This is a genomic window from Ferdinandcohnia sp. QZ13, from assembly GCF_031324165.1.
Lineage (GTDB): Bacteria > Bacillota > Bacilli > Bacillales > Bacillaceae_L > Ferdinandcohnia.
Genome location: NZ_JAVIVW010000001.1, coordinates 1,520,296 through 1,538,742 on the forward strand (window position 1 = coordinate 1,520,296; position 18,447 = coordinate 1,538,742).

Sequence of the window (18,447 nt, forward strand, 5' to 3'; positions counted from 1 at the left end):
TTAGTTTGGGGATTTACTTCGTTTCTCTTGGATTTGTATCTTCTCACGAATTTTTTCGTTATCTGCTACGGATTTGCGTCTTCATACGAATATTTGCGTCGTATCCAAAGGATTTGCATCTACACCTACAGTTATGCTTCGAAGTTAAAAAGAGACCTAACCACAGTAGTGATCAGGTCCAATTTGTTGGGAGAGTGGTATCTAGCCTTTATATACTCTCCTGTTTCAATCCATCTATGATATTTTCTTTTTTAATTTTTTGAATGGAATACAGCATAGCTGCACCCACAATCACAAAGATAATGATAACAACAAATAAGATGCTCACCCAAGGAAGATTAAATCCATATTCAAAGGTATTTCGAAGTGACCAATAGATTAGATACATAACTGCCAGACTAATCGGAAGTCCGTATAGTAAAGCCTTCACACCATAAAATATACTCTCATAATTGATCATTTTGTTGAACCCTTTTGGGGTCATCCCCACTGAACGCAGCATCGCAAATTCACGTTTACGAAGTGAGATGCTTGTTGAGATGGTATTAAAGATATTTGCAATCGAAATTAATGAAATCAAGGCGATAAACCCATACGTAAAGATTGATATCATGACAACCATTTGCTCTTGTTCTTGTCTTCTTTGATAGACGTTATACACATGTGTGCCGGAGTCTGTCATTTTATCCAGTTCTTCTTGTGTCGCCATTGGATTTGAGCTATTCATGTATAATTCAGCTTGGATTTCATTTTTTGTCGTCTCACTATCTGATACAATTTTAGTTAATACATCCTCTGAAACAATTATATCTAATCCACCTGGTCCACTCGAAGATATCCCCATCGGAAGCTGCGTAGTTAATGCACCAATTTCAATGGTATTTACATACTGTTCCTCATCATTTTCATAATTAAGCCTAACCAAATCAATTGTATTTCCAACCTTAGTCTCGATCGATTTCGTCTCAACAAATTTACCTGACTCGTAATCCTGGTAGGAAATATGATCAACAATGATGGCTGTAGGTGTTTCTGTATTTGCAAATTGTGATGAATCCGTCCCCACTTTAACAGCGTATTTCTCGAAACTTTCCTTATCTAGACCATGTAATCTTACATAATAGAAGTATTTACCATCCTTTAACATGGAAGGATCATTTTCGACTTGCTTTTTCAGTTCATGTGGAAGTTGATCCTCCTCTATCCATGCCATTAAACCTGCTGTTTGGACAATTGTTGATTCTGTTACATAGTCAAGATTTGTAAACTCCAGTAAATCATCTTTGTCCATTTGATCATTAATCACTTGAATATCAAAATTTATGTTCTCTTGGGATAGTTCAAGGGACTTTTTAAGATTCTCTGTAAAAAACGAAACTGTTAAAAAGAGGACAATACTTATCACGAGTGAGAAAACAGTAGCTTGGTATCTTTTTTTATTTCGTTTCAGGTTCTTTAAACCAATTTCAGCTTCTATTCCAAACAACTTGCGAACCATTTTTGAGGTCTTTACAGATTTTCGAGATAACTTGATATCCTGCGTTTGCCGAATGGCATCAATAGCTGATACTTTGGATGCCCTCTTTGCAGGTATATAGGTTGAAATAAAAATCGTAATAATTGAAATTAAACATGCCACTATGAGTGAGGCGGGTGTAACGATTACCTTTAGTTTTTCAGAGACATTAAGTGCACCTTCAAGATAAGAATTAATAAATGAGAAGGTTACTCCAATTCCAGCTAAGCCAGACAGGATACCTATTGGAATACTAATTGCACCAATCACTGCTCCTTCAAAAAAGACAGAGTTACGCTTTTGCTTTCTGGTTGCCCCTACACTTGATAGCATGCCTAAGTGTCTAGAACGTTCAGAAACACTAATTGCAAAAGCATTGTAGATTAACGCTACTGATCCAATAATAACAACTGCCATAATAATTCCTGCCAACGAAAATAAAGTCATTCGTAGATTATCATTATTTGTTACCCCATAAAAACGTAATAAATCATCATTATAAGAAACAGAGTTAATACCATTTTCTTTAGCAATGGTTTCGGAATGCTTGTATAATGAGCCTTTCACATCTTCTAACACAACAACTGCGTCTACTGTACGAGTTGAATTCAAAGCATTTTTGTCTACGTATTTAATAACGGTATATCCTGGGGACCATGCTTGCTCCCATGTTGGACGTTTGATCGTTCCTACAATCGTAAAGGTTTCTGTAGCCTGAATTTTTAGTTCCTCTGTGGTCCCATTTTCATCTGTTTGCAAGGGGTAATTCTGGCCAAGTGGATTCTCTTCCCCTGCTAGCATCCTTTTCCCGATATCTAATGTTAGCTTGTCACCAATGTTATACGCCACTTTCGCATTGTTAGCAATGTCTTCGGATATGACAATTTCATTTTCAGTGAATGGTAGTCGTCCCTCTGCTAACTCTATTGGAAATTGCTGAAAACCAGCTGAGTTGTATTCTTTAAAAAACAAATAGGGTTTCCCTTTATTTTCTGACCTTTCAAGCTTGGCATAGCCAAGATCATTTGAGAGAATCAACTTTTTGGTTTGATCATCATTTTCAATTGCCTGTATTTGTTCTTCATTAACGGCATTATATTTAACATGCCATTCTCCATTTGTAGCAATATGATCTCGAATCATTAAGTTTAAAAACGAAACTCCGAGTGTGGCAACCGCTGATATCATCGCTACTGAGATGATTACACCAATGATCGTAACTAGTGTTCTTCGTTTATTTTCTTTCAAATGACGAATCGTCAATTTGTTGATGATATTCATGGACGAATCACCTCATCCTTTGCAATCCTACCATCCTCAATTGATATAACGCGGTCGGCTTGAAGGGCGATTCGCTCATCATGTGTAATCACAAGTAGAGTTTGATTGTAGGTTTTATTGAACATTTTTAAAAGCTCAATGATTTCGCTACTATTCTTACTATCTAAATTACCAGTAGGTTCATCGGCTAGCATAATAGCTGGGTTACTAATTAGGGCACGACCAATTGAAACCCGTTGCTGTTGACCACCTGATAGCTGATTGGGAAGATGATTTAAACGATTCTCTAGTCCAAGTATTTTTACTACATCTGATAATTGCTTCGGATCCACTTTATGTTCATCCAGCAACATTGGCAGTGTGATGTTTTCTTCAACCGTTAAAATCGGGATTAAGTTATAAAACTGATAGATTAATCCGATTTGTCTTCTTCTAAAAATTGCTAATTGAGTTTCATTTAAGTCATAAATATCAGTGTTATCAATTAGAACCTTTCCACTAGTTGGACGATCCACTCCACCAAGCAGATGTAAAAGTGTTGATTTTCCTGAACCCGACGGTCCGATGATTGCCACAAATTCTCCCTTTTTCACTGTAAACGACACATTATCAAGGGCCTTAACCGCTGTTTCACCTTTTCCGTATACCTTAGACAGATTTTCGATTTGTAATATATTCATTTTGAAACCTCCATATTTTCGATCTTGGGTTCAGTATATCTGCCTAAGATGACTATTAAGTGACTCTAATGTGACTATTTATTCACTTTAGATAATCTGTTTATAAAATTTAATAAAAAACTGTGTCCCTTTTCCCTCTGCACTTTTCACTTCAATATCTCCTTGTTGATTTTTAATGATACTATAGGCCATCGCAAGCCCTATGCCCACACTGCCCTCACTTGCATTTTTCCCCTTATAAAAACGTTTAAAAATATAGGGGAGATCCTCTTTGGCAATCCCCTTCCCGTTATCCGAAACGATAATCTCGGTATACATCGCATTTTCTGAAAATGAGATCGAAATCTCTCCATTATTTTGTGTATGCTCAACACAGTTTTTTAAAATATTGATAAGTGCCTCTGCTGTCCAGTTAAAATCTCCCACAAGAGAAACCTCTTTTTCTCCATGCACTTTAAGGTTTTGCTGTTTAATATCGATTGGTACAAGAATAGGATGAATCGCCCGCTCAACCAATTCTGACACATATACAGTTTCTTTTTTAAACAGAACGGTACCTGCATCAATTTTCGAAAGCTTTAATAATGACGATACGAGCCACTCAATTCTTTCTAATTGAACACGAATGTTATTTGTAAATTCAGCACGCTTTGAATCGTCTAATTTTGCATCCCCTAATAAATCGGCCATAACCATCATCGAGGTTAGTGGTGTTTTTAATTGATGAGAGATATCCGAAATCGCATTCGTTAATTTAACCTTATCCTGCTGTAATAACGCACTATGCTCAGACAGCATTAATGTCACTTTATAGATTTCACTTTTTAAAATACTAAGTTCACCTTCATGGTTATCTCTTACATCTAAACTATAAGTCCCACTTGCAATTTTGCGTAAATAACCAGAGAGTTTTTCGATTTCACGATATCTCCATTTTGTAAACAGCATGCTACATCCTATTAATAGAAAGGATACGACAAAAACAAAGAATGCAACTTCTCCAGAAAACAGAAAATATGCTACTCCTATCGCAAGTAGCGAAACGATGATTTGCATAAACAGGTAGAATTGAACTTCTCGGTTACGCAGCATGTCACTCACCAACCTTATAGCCCATGCCACGTATCGTCTTAATGATTTTTGGGCTCTGTGGTTCTTCCTCAAGCTTCTCTCGTAATCTTTTGATATAAACGGTCAATGTATTATCATTCACGAAATCACCTGCTACATCCCATATCCGTTCAAGCAACTGTGTTCTCGTTAGAACTTGACCAATATGATTTGCAAAAATCAATAATAGCCGGTATTCCAACGAGGTTAGAATGACTTCCTCGCCATTTTTATATACCTTCCCTTCTAACGTGTTAATCCGTATCTTGTCGATATCAATGATGGTTTTTGGTTGAGTTGTTGTTTGCTTGTTATACCTACGAAGAACAGACTTAATCCGTGACAGAAGTTCACGAATCCGAAATGGCTTTGTAATATAATCATCGGCGCCCATATCCAGACCCATTACAACATTCACTTCATCATCAAGGGCCGTTAAGAAAATAACTGGTTTATCACTTTGCTTTTTAACTAACTCACATAATTCATAGCCGCTTCCGTCTGGCAATGATAAGTCAAAGAGGCAAAGGTCAATTCCATTTATTTTTTCCGCGATTACCTTCTTGGCATCCATCGCATGATGACAAACAACCGTCTCGTACCCATCCTGCTTTAACGAATAATCCAAGCCAGATGCTATGGTTTTATCATCTTCAACAAGTAATATTTTCATAGTGACTCAGGCAAAGGGACAGGTCCCTTGTCCCAACACCTCCCAGTGTTTTTATTAAAAACGTTACTAGAATATTTTAACAAAAACAAAAGCCCCTGGATATGTGGTAAGACATTTCCAGGGACTCAAATTTTACAGATAGATAAAATAAGCAATGAATGTAACAAATAAAACATACATAATCGGATGTACTTCTTTATGTCTTCCCAAAGCAAGCATCGTAACAGGATACATGATGAATCCTAGTGCAATCCCTGTTGCGACACTGAATGTTAATGGCATCATAATAATCGTTGTAAACGCCGGAATCGCAATATCGAGCTTCGTCCAATCGATATGTCGAACTTCCGCCACCATCATTGCACCCACGATAATGAGGGCCGGAGCTGTTATTTCAGACGTAACAACTGACAACAATGGCGAGAAAAAGAGAGCTAAAAAGAAAAACCCTGAGATGACAATCGACGAAAAACCAGTACGTGCACCTGCGGCAATACCTGCCGTTGATTCAATCAAGGATGCAGTTGGAGACGTCCCCAAAACAGAACCGATAACAGTAGCGGAAGCATCCGATAGTAAGGCAGGTCCCGCGTTTGGAATTTTATTGTCCTTTAAAATACCAGCCTGACTCGCAACAGCAATCAATGTACCTGCTGTATCGAAAAATCCAACAAATAAAAATGTAAAAATGACAATAATTAAATCGGGTGTAAATACATTTGGAAGCTGAGAAAAAACAACACCAAATGTTGGTTCAAGACTTGGTATGCTACCAATGATAGCTGTCGGCTTGTCAATGATCCCAAAGATCATCCCTACAATTGAAGAAACAACCATTCCGTAGAAAATTCCACCACGAATTCCTCTTACTAACATTACGGAGGTAATGATGAATCCGAATAAAGCAAGTACAGTTGCACCAGATGTGAAATCTCCGAGTGAAACAAATGTAGCTTCGTTCCCAACAATGATTTTTGCATTTTTTAATCCAATAAAAGCGACAAAGAACCCAATCCCACCCGCAATCGCATACTTCAAATCCTGTGGAATTACATTAATAATTTTTTCCCGCACTTTTAACACACTTAAAATCACAAATAAAATACCTGCGACGAAAACGCCTGTTAATGCTGTCTGCCACGGAATTCCCATCCCGATGACAACTGAATACGTAAAAAATGAATTGAGACCCATACTAGGAGCAATCCCAATTGGATAATTAGAAAGGATACCGATAAGCAATGAGCCAAGAATAATGGTTATTGCGGTTGCTGTAAAGACGGCACCTTTGTCCATCCCTGACTCACCTAGGACGATAGGATTGACCACAAGGATGTAGGCCATCGATAGAAATGTTGTGAGTCCACCAATAAATTCCTGTTTATATGTAGTTTGACGTGTACTGAAATCAAAATAATTTTTCATACTTCTATATTCCCCATTTTGATGTGAATTATTTTTATAAAAAATAAAGGCTCTTTTCTAAAAGATTGTTGTTATTAACCTAAAGTTTATTGGTGGAACTAGGGTGATTTCCGCTTCTGGCACTCGCTTTCCGCGGGCGATCCGCAAGCCTCCTCAGGCTTACACGATGTAGGTCACGAAGCCGTTGCCACAGGACGTGGCGCTCTTAGGCTTCGAACATTAATGCTTCACTGCGGGTTCTCGCTTGGCACGCTATTCCCGCAGGACGTTGACTTTGCTTCCTTGAAACTACACCGCACGAAGAAAATGCCTGCATTTTCGAGGATCTCACGCCATACGCTCCAATCACTAGAGGGAGCACTTATGTGTCTAATAATACTTATTAATGGCTATATCAATAACTACAAAATTTGCGAAAACAGCCAAAATAAAAAAGCCTTGATAGTTTAATCCTACCAAAGCACATACAAATGTAAGCCAAAAAGGACATTTTTATATCCTTATCGACCATTTGTAGTCAAGCTTTTTACGGTAGCTTGGTAGAAACAATCGGGCCATATCCCCGAATATATACAAATTACTATATTAATATAATTAAGAAAGTTTAACAGTGATATTCTATTGCGTCAAGCATTTTTAAGTTGTTCTATACATGATAGAACAGATGTGTTATAATAAGTATAGAACAGATTGGAGGGGTCAAAATTGATTATTCGAATTGAACCTGAATCCGAAATTCCCATTTACCAACAGATTACGAATCAAATCATCGAAGGTATCGCAAGAGGTTCCATTCAGAGAGGTGATTCCCTACCGTCCGTGAGAACTTTTGCTGCAGACCTTGGCATCAACATGCACACAGTCAACAAAAGTTATCACCAGTTAGAGAAAAAGGGAATCATACGAATCATGCCCAAGTCTGGTGCAGTGATCTCTTCCCCTCAAGATTTTAATGCATCTTCTTTTGAACGACTAAAAAGTGATTATAAATTACTCATCGCGGAATCACTTGTTGTCGGTATGTCTAATGAACAAATTCAAGAGTTAGTTTCTTCAATTATCCAGAGTTTTAAAAGTCCGATAAATAAGGAGGTTTAATTATGACTTTAGCTATCTTTCTTGTGATTGCGGTCATTCTTGCAGGAATTCAAACCGCTGTTCCTTTTATTGTGAAGCGCACGGTTATCTTTGGGGTTACGGTGCCAGAAAAACATATCAAAGATGAAAAACTTTCTTCTTATAAAAAGAAATATGCCCTATTGGTTTCCCTTTTATCAGTTGTAGCTTTGGCCAGTTATGTTGCATGGGTGCTTGGGAGCAGTCCTTCTGAGGAACATACGGTTCTGATCGGAACCATTATTCAATTTGCGATAATCCTGTTTAGTTTTACTCTCTATTTTTATTTTCATGGAAAAACACTTCAGTTAAAAAAGGAAAAGAAATGGGGAGAAAATGCGACGCAGGTACAAATCGCAGACTTGTCAGCTCGTGCTAGGGATGAAATGCTGCCATGGTATGTCTTTTTAGTACCAATGGTTATTACAGTTGGTTTGATTGGTTACACCATTGCACAATACGATCTTCTTCCAAACCAGATTCCTACTCACTGGGGAGTTAACGGGGAAGCTGATGCCTTTACAGAAAAAACACCAGTTTCAGCGATTTCATCACTACTCATGCTGTTAGTGATGCAGGCTATGTTCTTAACAATCATTGTAAGTACAAAAAAATCAGGCATTAAACTAAGTGCAACAGCAACCAACGCATCACGAGTTAGACAACTCACGTTACGTAAATATACAAGCTGGCTCATGTTCTTAACAACTATTTTATTAACAGGAATGTTTAGCTTCTTTCAATTAAGAACTATTCACCCTGATATCGTCGATGGGACAGTTGTTATGGCAGTTCCACTCATTTTTCTAATTGTAACTTTAGGCGCTACTATTGCTTTTGCGATAAAAGTGGGGCGTTCCGATAAAATAAACATTGGTGAGACGAATGCAGGAATTAGAGATTATGATGACGATGCACATTGGGTTGGCGGGCTCTTTTATGTCAACAGACAGGATCCATCCATCTTTGTTGAAAAACGCTTTGGCGTTGGGTGGACCATCAACTTCGGGAACCCAATCGGATATTTTATTATCTTAATCCCACTTGCACTCATCTTCCTGTTCAGTACTCTTTAAAACACGACAAGCTCGAGCTTGTCGTTTTTTTAGTTTGATGAAGGATTTAGTTTCATTTTTGTATCATAAGCGCTGAATAATTTACCGTAAAAATAAGCAAAACTGCCTTGTAAACCTGCTGCTAGATAAAAAGGTAAGGCTAACGCACCCAATCCAAAAAGGTATCCTGCTAGGTATGGACCTATAGACATGGGAAGACGCATTGAAAGAAGATGGATGCTTGATGCAAAGCCAATGCGGTGACCTCGAGTTAGGCTCACACTGAGTGCCTGCTGAGCTCCTTGCGACCCACGATTTAAAGCTGTGCGGAAGAGATAAAGTATTGATACTAACGCGTAGGAAGATAACAATGGCATTAATAGTAAAAGGAGACATGCAATGTAACGGACCATTACAATCGAATGAACGGTTCCATACTTGTGTGAAATTCTTGCCTGATAGATCGATGTCATCCCAGTTGCAAAAAAAGTAAGGGCTAACGTGCTGCCAATTTGGCCACTGCTCACTCCAAATTTCACAGAAAACCAATATGCCATCATTGGTCCTGTCAATCCAATCGCAATTCCATTTAAGACATTAATCCCAGCTAATTTTAAAATGGCCGTATTTTCTTCTTTTGTCATTTGTGTATCTTGGATGGTTTGTTTTGGGTTAGGTGCTTTTTTCTGCTGGACCCGCGTCTCACCTTTTGTCGTTAAAATAATCGAAGCCGTCACAAGTGAGAAGGCAAACGTAACATAAAAAGCAAGTTGGTAGGAAGAAGTTCCGGAACTAATGCTCATTGTGCCAACGAGCATCGCACCTGCCGCCATTCCGAAAAAACTAAGCGCATTGTTCAAGCTGTAGATTTTCCCACGCTCCGACGGTTTAATAAAGGCTGCCAGCCAAGCCTGTTCCGCCGGAGCAAACGGACTTGCAGAACCTGCATCAGCTTTTCCAAAACCAGAAAATGTAAGGGCGATGAATAATAGAATCGGGTTGGTTGTCGTGATTCCAATTAATGCACACGCGGCTGTTAATAGCTCCGAAAAAAGAACGAACGGTTTCCTGCCGATTCGGTCACTATAAATTCCGATGGGTGGTGCAAGGAAAACTCCAAGTAGCCCACCTGCCGCTAGCACAGCTCCGATTTGTATAGCGCTCCATCCTATGGTGTCAAGGTATAAAGCGAGAACTACAACCATCATGCCTTGTCCAATGCTTCGTATCGTGTTGACCAACATCAGCTTTTTAACCACTGGATGTATTTGAGTTTTGTTGTCTTCTTTGATAAGCATGTTTTCACCACTTTAAGTATGGGACTTGATAGTAAAAGCGTTCCAATTAGCGGTGGTAATTATTCACAGGGGATTTGGGGAGCATTTTTGAGTGAAGGACTTTTGAGGAGGGGCTGGTGTGTTTGGGACTTCATCAACACGATGAAGGACTTGACTGGTACTTGATGCGTTCGGGACTTCATCACATCGATGAAGAGGTTTTGGCCGGGAGCCACTGCTCGGTTTCCCCTTCATACCACCGATGATGACATGTTTACCTACTGCTATGATTCATTTCGGTTTTCATACCAACGATGAAGACATGTTTACCTACCGCTATGGTTCGTTTTGGTTTTCATACCCGCGATGATGACATGTTTGTCCACATCTACGATTCATTTCGGTCTTCATAAATCCGATGATGACATGTTTGCCTACACCTATGATTCATTTTGGTTTTCATACCACCGATGATGACATGTTTACCTACTCCTATGATTCATTTCGGTTTTCATACCAACGATGAAGACATGTTTACCTACCGCTATGGTTCGTTTTGGTTTTCATACCCGCGATGATGACATGTTTGTCCACATCTACGATTCATTTTGGTTTTCATACTACCGATGATGACATGTTTGCCTACACCTATGATTCATTTTGGTCGTCATACCCCCGATGATGTCATTTTTATCAACTCCTATGATTCATTTTGGTCGTCATACCACCGATGATGACATGTTTGTCCACATCTACGATTCATTTCGGTCTTCATAAACCCGATGAAGACATGTTCCCCTACACCTATGATTCATTTTGGTGTTCATACCACCGATGAAGACATGTTCCCCTACACCTATGATTCATTTTGGTGTTCATACCACCGATGATAACATTTTTACCTACACCTATGATTCAATTCGGTCTTCAAACCCCAAACACACACTTAATAAAAAAAGATACTAAAGGCAATTTTTAAAATTACCCCTAGCATCTTCCTCAGAACTTCATTTTCCGATAAATCAGTGGTTCCCGTTCCTCTACCGTTTTACGATTCGCCGCCTGTACTGCTTTTTCAACGATATGATGATCTGGTGCCAAATGACAGACAGGGTCTGTTGCTTCCGCGTCCCCAGTCAGAGCAAACGCCTGGCAGCGACACCCGCCGCCGTCTTGGTGCAACAAATCACATGACAGACATGTTTCTGGCAACCATACATCCCCACGAAATCGATTAAACGAGTCCGATTCATACCAAATATCATTCAACGATTGCTCACGTACATTTTCAAAAGAGATACCTTCAATCATCCCAGCCGTTGGGCATGGCAACACATCCCCATTCGGGGCGACAGTAAGAGCAATGGCTCCCCAACCGCCCATACATGGCTTGGGCGTAGACTCATAATAATCAGGTATAACCCAAATGATTTCCATTTCTTTGCCGAGGCGCTCCCTTGCAACCTCGTAAGCCTCACTTGCCCGCTCTATCTGCTCTTTACTTGGCAGGAGCCGCTCTCTGTTAAGCAATGCCCAATTATAAAACTGGGTATTTGCTAATTCCAGACGTTCTGCTCCCACTTCGTGAGCAAACGTAATGATTTCTTCCAATGTATCAATATTTAACCGGTGCAACACAACATTCAATGATAAATGCATCCCCGTACGTTTTACAGCTTCAACGGCCTTTCGTTTCTTTTCAAACGCCTTAAAGCCGCCAATTTGATCGGATATCTCCTCCGCCCCTGCTTGAAAGCTGATCTGAACATTGGCTAATCCGGCTTCCTTCAGCATCATAGCTTTTTCCTCAGTCAATCCAATCCCACTTGTAATCAGATTTGTGTACATTTCTAATGAATTTGCATGTTCGATCAACTCATCTAAATCGTGCAACAAAAGCGGCTCACCGCCCGAAAAATGAACCTCAACCACACCTAGTTCTGCCGCTTCCGATAACACCCGACACCAATCATTCGTGGATAATTCCATTTCTTTCAATGTCATTTCAATAGGGTTGGAGCAATATGGACAATGCAATGGACAACGATGCGTAAGCTCTGCTAGTAACGAAAATGGGGGCTGTACTCTATGTTTCTTTGACTCTAGCATCTTGCATCACCACCCATCCTTCGTCCACCATTTTTAAAATAAACTTCGTGATATCTGCCTTCATAATTTCAAAATCCGGCAATTTCTCTGACTCTAGTGAACTTCTCATTTTTTCGGTGATGGTGTGAATGGATTCATTTCCGTCACAAAAAGCAAGAATAGATGCGGCAGTTTCATTCAAAACCACCACCTTTTCTGGTAACAAAAGGAGATGCTTTTCTCTCACCTTATCAAATTTGAGTCGCCCCTTTTGTGCGAGTTTTGGAAATCCACTAGTCAAAATCCCCACCACCAATCCTTTTGATCTTAATTAGGGAACGCTTTTTCGATCGCATCAAGCTGAGCCCAGAGTACATCACATTTAAACTGTAATGCCTCCACGGCAAGCTGTTGTTCCCTTAATGTCTCGCAATGATCCAGTACGACATGTAAAGCAAATTTCGTATCACGCGGTGCTTGTGTTAATCGATTTCTGAAATACCCGAGTCCGGAATGGTCAATCCACGGATACAGCCGTTCAAGGATTTTAATCCGCTCCGAAATCAATATCGGGGAGAACAGTTCTGTCAAAGAAGAAGCAACAGCCTCGAGCCACGGTTTTTCCTTCGCAAAGTTCACATAGGCATCTACTGAAAAACGAACAGCTGGAACCACATGTTCTTCACTCAATACCTCTTCGCGCGATAGCCCAACAACTTCTCCGAGCCTTAGCCATGCCTCAATTCCGCCCTCTTGCTCATCGTTCCCGTCATGGTCAATAATGCGCTGAATCCATTCTCGTCTGAACTCTCTTGTCGGAAGTTTGGATAAAATAACCGCATCCTTGATTGGGACCGACTTTTGATAGTAATACCGATTGGCTACCCAGCCTCGGATTTGCTCCCGACTTAATGTTCCTTCATGCATCGCCACATGAAAGGGATGTTTGTCATGATAAGAAGAGCGCCCAACAGCTATTAATCTTTCTTTAAATTCCTCACGAGACCATGGTTTTCCAGCTTCATGAGATACTCTCGCTATCCCTCCTTGTTGCGGCATACTCAAACCTCCAATTCCATACCTTCATAGGCAATCTCAATACCATGTTGTTTTAAGATTTCTGCTTCCTTTGAACCTTTTTTCAAGATCGGATTACTATTGTTTATATGGATTAAAATTTTTCGTTCCGCTGAAAAAGAGGCTAATTTCTCAACAATGCCTGACGGACCACTGACTGGCAGGTGCCCCATATCTCTTGCATTTCGCTTCGTCGCTCCTAATGAAACCAATTCATCCTCTGACCAAAACGTGCCGTCTACTAATAAAATATCTGCTTTATGTAAAGCAGACTCAATTTCCGGGGTCATCGTATCCAATGTCGGAAAATAAGCCACACATTTTCCAGACCTTTCATTTTGTAAAAGTAAACCAACCTCCCAAATCTCTTCATGACCATCATGATTTGATTGGGCATAGAGTGGTGGCTTCGTAGAAACAGGAATGGTTTCAATGAGGACACTTTCACCAATTCGTTCCTTACCTTCTGGAGTAAGTAACTGCCATTCCCATGAACAATAGTTTTTCAGCATGGGGATAACCGGAAATGAGGAGTTTAAACATTTTCTCACTGTTTCCGTCCCAAAAATCGTTAAATGGGAACCTTCCCTTAACGACAATAAACCGATTGAGTGATCAAGCTCTGCATCGGTTAAAATCACACCAGCAAGTGGTGTTTCTCTAATTCCAGGACCCGCATGAAGGGCAGTGAAGGTTTCAATCTGTCTACTTACATCCGGGCCCGCATTGATAAGATACCAGTCCCTTTCATTCGCAGTTATGGCAAGGGAAGATTGTAACATCGGTTTTAATGCAGCATCCCCTGCTCGAACACCGCAGCAATTGGGACATGCACAATTCCATTGTGGAAAACCTCCACCCGCTGCTACTCCTAAGACCCTGATTCGAATTTTGCTTCCATCCCTTCTATTCAACTTAATTGAACATACCTATTCGCGGATATAAGAATACATGGTTACCTCCGCAGCGGTATTTATCACTTCATACTCAGGAATGATCCACACGCTCTTCACCCCCTTTAGTAACATTGGAAAATTTTTTATGCCCTTTCAAGCTATTCTTATGTTGATAAGCCTCGCAAAATAACCATGAATTTCGACAGAAAGTTGTCCAATTTGGCAAAATAAAAAACAATGCCCATAAAAATGATCGAGCATTGTTTAATGTCCTAAACTCGTTCCAGAACGAAACAAGTCCTTTTTCTGCCATCCTCCCCATTTATAATAAGAAAAGGCAAAGATGCTACTGATGATAAAACTAATTCCGATTCCTAGTGCAATTCCGTTCTGACCAATTAAACTCGAGCAGAAGTAGGTAAGAGGATACCGAAGTAGCCAAAAAGATAGGATATTCAGGACCAATACTTGATACATGGCACCTGCTCCTCTTACGATTCCATTCAAGATAAAATTAATGCCGATGAATGGATAAAAGAACGCGACCATTTTTAAATAATCTGCACCAAAGGTGACCGCTTCTTTTTCCTGAATAAACATTTTCGTAAATCCTTCGGCAAACAAAAATACAATGGATGCAATTGACAGCATGATGACAACATTAAAAATAGTACCGTACATCGCAATCTGATGAACCCGCTCCCATTGGTTGGCTCCAATATTTTGACCTGCCATACTATTCACAGCCGTGCCTAGTGCCATCGCAGGAATGGTTATTAAACTATCAATTCGTTGTGAAGCACCAAAGCCCGCTACAACAGCGCCATCAAATGAATTAACCACCGATAAAATCGCCGTAACCCCTGCGAAAATCACCATCATTTGCAGCCCGGCAGGAATTCCTAATTTTAAAATTAACCAAATATCCTCTTTGCTTGGTAAATAGGGAATTGAATATGGAACAAGCTTACGTCGAAATGTATATGCCAATGCAAATAAAAATGAAATACCTTGTGCTAACACAGTTGCCCATGCGGCTCCATGAATACCCCACTCTAAAATAGAAATGAATATTGGGTCCAAAATGGCATTCAACACAACGGCTATAAACACAAATCGCAATGGCGTTTTACTATCGCCTAATGCCCTAAGCACAGTACCGATAAAGTTATATCCCATGATAAATAAAATGCCGATGAAATTTATTTCTAAATAAGCTTCTGCCTCATTCAACATTTCTACAGGTGTATTCAAAAAGAGTAATAGTGGCTTTGCAAAAAAGTAACCAAACAAACCGACCAAAATGGAAAGCACAGATAATAACACGACAAAGGCATTCACATATCTTTTTAATCCTGCTTCATCATGCATCCCTTTTTGTTGGGAAAGAATCGTCAATGTGGCGTTGTTAATTCCAATGATGAACGCCAATACCGTGACCACAACTGTCGAAGAAATTGTAACCGCCCCGAGAGCATTTGCACCTAGTAAATTTCCTACCCACAAACTATCAATAAATTGATAGGATACTTGAAGTAGATTGGTTAACATAATTGGACCTGCAAAGATTATCAATTGTTTTCGGATTGACCCTTGCGTGAAATCCTGTTGTGTCAAAACAGAAACACTCCTTATTTTTTCCATTCTTATGCTTTTTAGGATATCATACCTTTTTTAAGCTGTCTGATTTCCTTTACCCCCGGAGTTCTTCAAAACAAAAAAAACAATAAAGGAGTTTTCCTCTATTGTTTTTCCTAGAATTGATTAACTGGTGGAACGAAATATAAAAATGTCAAACATACTTCTTCATCTCAATTGCACGGCCTGGTCGACATGGTGTAAGATCCAGATCAATCTCTTCATCCTGAATCAACGAGGCTGCCAAACGACCAACATATGGCCCCATTGTAAGCCCGGATGGCCCTAATCCAGTAGCAAGTAAAACTCCTTCGAGAGTATCTACCGTTCCTAGAATTGGCAATATATCTGGTGCCATTGGGCGAAATCCGATTCGAACCTCTTCCAAAGTTCCTTCTTCTAGACCGGGTGCAACTTCCAGAGCTTCCGTAAGTACCTCATTTACCCCACCGGCAGTTAATCGATAATCAAAACCTGACCCAGTTTCTCTAGTCGCCCCTGCTACAATTTTACCTTCATCAAATGGGACAATATAATGAGTGGATTGTGGTATAATAATTGGCCAATCAGAAGTGTCCTGTTCAGATAATTTTATGTGAGCAATCTGACCACGCTGTGGATTTACGTTTAAATAGATACCAAACGGCTCCAATAATTTTGGAGCCCATGCCCCTGTAGTAATGAGGACTCTGTCTGCCAAAATCGTTTTATTATCGACCGTAACACCTATGACCTTCCTGTTCTCATGAACTAATTCTGCCTCACCTTCCACAAACTCAGCACCGTTACGTACTGCTGCACGTTTTAGAGCATCACGTAGTAAAGAGCCATCGACCCTTGCCCCTCCTGAAACATACAAAGCTTCCAAGTTTTTGTTAAGTGGTGGAAAGAACTCTCGAGCCTGTTCTCCATTGAGACGAAGAATATCTCCTATTTCAGGTGCATCAACCCGTTTGTTTTTCACTCTCTCTTCAATTTCATCCAACTTAACAGGATCCGAGGATACACATAATGCCCCTACTTTTTTATAGCCAACTTCATTTTCGTCTTCTTCTTGCAAGGCAGAGATTAAAGTTTGGTAGAAACCAAAACTATTCTTAGCAAGGCTATACCAAGTCTCATTTTCAATCTCTTTCATCCAGGGACAGACAATCCCCGCTCCAGCAGAAGTTGCCTTTCCTTCTTGCTTTTTATCAATCATGATGACATCTAGATTATTTTTGGCCAAGTGATAGGCTGCGCTTGCACCAACTATTCCTGTTCCTACTACAATAACTTTCATTTACTCACTCCCTCAACCTAATTAATACTATGAAAAAATATTTTAATTACTGTCTGAATTGAAAAAGGAAATAGAGTAGTAACTCAACTCTATTCCCTTTTTAGACTTTAGGATTCGTTCAACACATATTAAGTTACAGGTATTTTAAGAAAACGATCGTAACGTAATGGATCTATTGGAATGATTGTATCCTCTTTTTCCAAAATTAACTCCTCTACCAACTTTCCAGTGACGGTGGCTAAACTGATCCCATCCCCTTCATGTCCCGCAGCAATAAAAAAACCAGGTACTTTTTCAACTGCTGAGATAATTGGTAAATGGTCTTCTGTCCAAGGTCTAAAACCAGTATATGTTCGAATCATTTTAAAATCGTTTATTTTCGGGAAAAATCGGAGCGCTCTCTTGGCCATGGTTTCCACAACATGAATATCAACACTGCCATCATACCCCACAAATTGACGACTACTACCAAGTAAGAAGTTTTGACTTTCAGTTGGTTCTAACACTAATGCGACTCCATGTTCCTTTGTTTGTGGGTCTACTTGGCGTTCACGTCCAAATTTATTCATTAGATAGCCGAACTCCATCACATTTCTCATCATAATTGGTTGCTGCCTAGCTCCTACTAGAATATGTCCTTTTCTTGGAATAATCGGAATCTCAATATCTAGCATTTTACCGATAAAAGGAGCCCATACACCAGCAGCATTTACTACTTTTTTTGCGACAATTGTTCCGTTCGTTGTTTCGATCTTAAAATCTTCTTGTTTTGAAATAGCCTTAACTTCTGAATGCGTGCGCAATTTCAGTCCAAATTGCTTAGCTTTTTCAATTAAGGAATAGCAAAATAAATATGGGTTAATCAGTGAATCGGTTTCGCATTCCAATCCTCCTGGAATATCATCAGCAAAAAAAGGGGATTCGTGCCGTATATCAGACGAATCTAGAACATTAAACTTCAATCCCGCTTTTCGTTGTGTTTCTACCCATTTCTTTGCAGCTTCCATTTCTTCTTCATTATCACAAACGAGTATACTTCCAAGTGCACGGAATTCAAATGGTATATCGAGATCCCTATTCAGATCAACAATTAGCTCCTGACTCACCCATGACATTTGGCTATCAAAACCCGGATCCTTATCAACGATTGTGACATTTCCATCACACCTAGAAGATGTGCCACTTACGAGATCCCCTTTTTCGATTAAGGTACAATCTATTCCAGCTTTTGAAACATAATACGCAATCGCGCAACCAACAATTCCGCCACCGATTATGGCTACCTCTGTACGATTACTCATATTCATATCTAGGATCCCTCCTGTAGTTATTC

15 protein-coding genes and 1 riboswitch are annotated in these 18,447 nt (G+C 39.7%); of the genes, 2 read left to right on the forward strand and 13 right to left on the reverse strand.

Annotation, left to right across the window (positions count from 1 at the left end; translation table 11 throughout):
- Positions 1 to 208: 208 nt before the first annotated feature.
- The 5 genes from RGU12_RS07330 to RGU12_RS07350 all read right to left on the reverse strand — a co-directional run bounded on the left by RGU12_RS07330 (position 209) and on the right by RGU12_RS07350 (position 6,685).
- Positions 209 to 2,797, reverse strand: coding sequence for an ABC transporter permease (locus RGU12_RS07330; protein ID WP_309535483.1), 2,589 nt, complete (start codon positions 2,795 to 2,797; stop codon positions 209 to 211).
- Entirely contained in the window at positions 2,794 to 3,477 is a 684-nt protein-coding gene (locus RGU12_RS07335; RefSeq protein ID WP_116351434.1) for an ABC transporter ATP-binding protein, read from the reverse strand. Before RGU12_RS07335 ends, RGU12_RS07330 begins: the two co-directional genes overlap by 4 nt.
- Before the next feature lie 87 nt (positions 3,478 to 3,564).
- Positions 3,565 to 4,569: a sensor histidine kinase gene (locus tag RGU12_RS07340; protein ID WP_309535484.1), complete on the reverse strand. Its 1,005-nt coding sequence runs from the start codon at positions 4,567 to 4,569 to the stop codon at positions 3,565 to 3,567.
- Between the two features lies 1 nt (position 4,570).
- Positions 4,571 to 5,260, reverse strand: coding sequence for a response regulator transcription factor (locus RGU12_RS07345; RefSeq protein ID WP_309535485.1), 690 nt, complete (start codon positions 5,258 to 5,260; stop codon positions 4,571 to 4,573).
- Between the two features lie 132 nt (positions 5,261 to 5,392).
- Entirely contained in the window at positions 5,393 to 6,685 is a 1,293-nt protein-coding gene (locus tag RGU12_RS07350; RefSeq protein WP_309535486.1) for an NCS2 family permease, read from the reverse strand.
- A 494-nt stretch (positions 6,686 to 7,179) separates the two neighbouring features.
- Positions 7,180 to 7,281, reverse strand: a riboswitch (purine riboswitch).
- Between the two features lie 109 nt (positions 7,282 to 7,390).
- Here RGU12_RS07350 and RGU12_RS07355 point away from each other — a divergent pair.
- Entirely contained in the window at positions 7,391 to 7,783 is a 393-nt protein-coding gene (locus RGU12_RS07355) for a GntR family transcriptional regulator (protein ID WP_309535487.1), read from the forward strand.
- A gap of 2 nt (positions 7,784 to 7,785) precedes the next feature.
- Positions 7,786 to 8,877: a DUF1648 domain-containing protein gene (locus RGU12_RS07360; RefSeq protein ID WP_309535488.1), complete on the forward strand. Its 1,092-nt coding sequence runs from the start codon at positions 7,786 to 7,788 to the stop codon at positions 8,875 to 8,877.
- A gap of 29 nt (positions 8,878 to 8,906) precedes the next feature.
- Here RGU12_RS07360 and RGU12_RS07365 read toward each other — a convergent pair whose 3' ends face one another.
- The 8 genes from RGU12_RS07365 to RGU12_RS07400 form a co-directional block, all read right to left on the reverse strand.
- Complete coding sequence (locus tag RGU12_RS07365; protein ID WP_309535489.1) at positions 8,907 to 10,154, reverse strand: MFS transporter; 1,248 nt, start codon at positions 10,152 to 10,154, stop codon at positions 8,907 to 8,909.
- Between the two features lie 978 nt (positions 10,155 to 11,132).
- Entirely contained in the window at positions 11,133 to 12,242 is a 1,110-nt protein-coding gene (pqqE, locus tag RGU12_RS07370) for a pyrroloquinoline quinone biosynthesis protein PqqE (RefSeq protein WP_309535490.1), read from the reverse strand.
- On the reverse strand, positions 12,220 to 12,522 hold the full coding sequence (gene pqqD, locus RGU12_RS07375; RefSeq protein ID WP_309535491.1) for a pyrroloquinoline quinone biosynthesis peptide chaperone PqqD: 303 nt from the start codon (positions 12,520 to 12,522) through the stop codon (positions 12,220 to 12,222). Before pqqD ends, pqqE begins: the two co-directional genes overlap by 23 nt.
- A gap of 26 nt (positions 12,523 to 12,548) precedes the next feature.
- Positions 12,549 to 13,280 (reverse strand): pyrroloquinoline-quinone synthase PqqC, encoded by a 732-nt coding sequence (gene pqqC, locus RGU12_RS07380; protein WP_309535492.1) that lies wholly within the window; start codon positions 13,278 to 13,280, stop codon positions 12,549 to 12,551.
- 2 nt (positions 13,281 to 13,282) lie between these two features.
- A complete protein-coding gene (gene pqqB / locus RGU12_RS07385; protein WP_309535493.1) occupies positions 13,283 to 14,212 on the reverse strand; it encodes a pyrroloquinoline quinone biosynthesis protein PqqB in 930 nt (309 codons plus the stop codon).
- A 246-nt stretch (positions 14,213 to 14,458) separates the two neighbouring features.
- Positions 14,459 to 15,811: an MATE family efflux transporter gene (locus RGU12_RS07390; RefSeq protein WP_309535494.1), complete on the reverse strand. Its 1,353-nt coding sequence runs from the start codon at positions 15,809 to 15,811 to the stop codon at positions 14,459 to 14,461.
- A 175-nt stretch (positions 15,812 to 15,986) separates the two neighbouring features.
- Complete coding sequence (locus tag RGU12_RS07395; protein WP_309535495.1) at positions 15,987 to 17,114, reverse strand: NAD(P)/FAD-dependent oxidoreductase; 1,128 nt, start codon at positions 17,112 to 17,114, stop codon at positions 15,987 to 15,989.
- Positions 17,115 to 17,242: 128 nt separating this feature from the next.
- Entirely contained in the window at positions 17,243 to 18,421 is a 1,179-nt protein-coding gene (locus tag RGU12_RS07400) for an NAD(P)/FAD-dependent oxidoreductase (RefSeq protein ID WP_396232310.1), read from the reverse strand.
- Positions 18,422 to 18,447 lie beyond the last annotated feature (26 nt).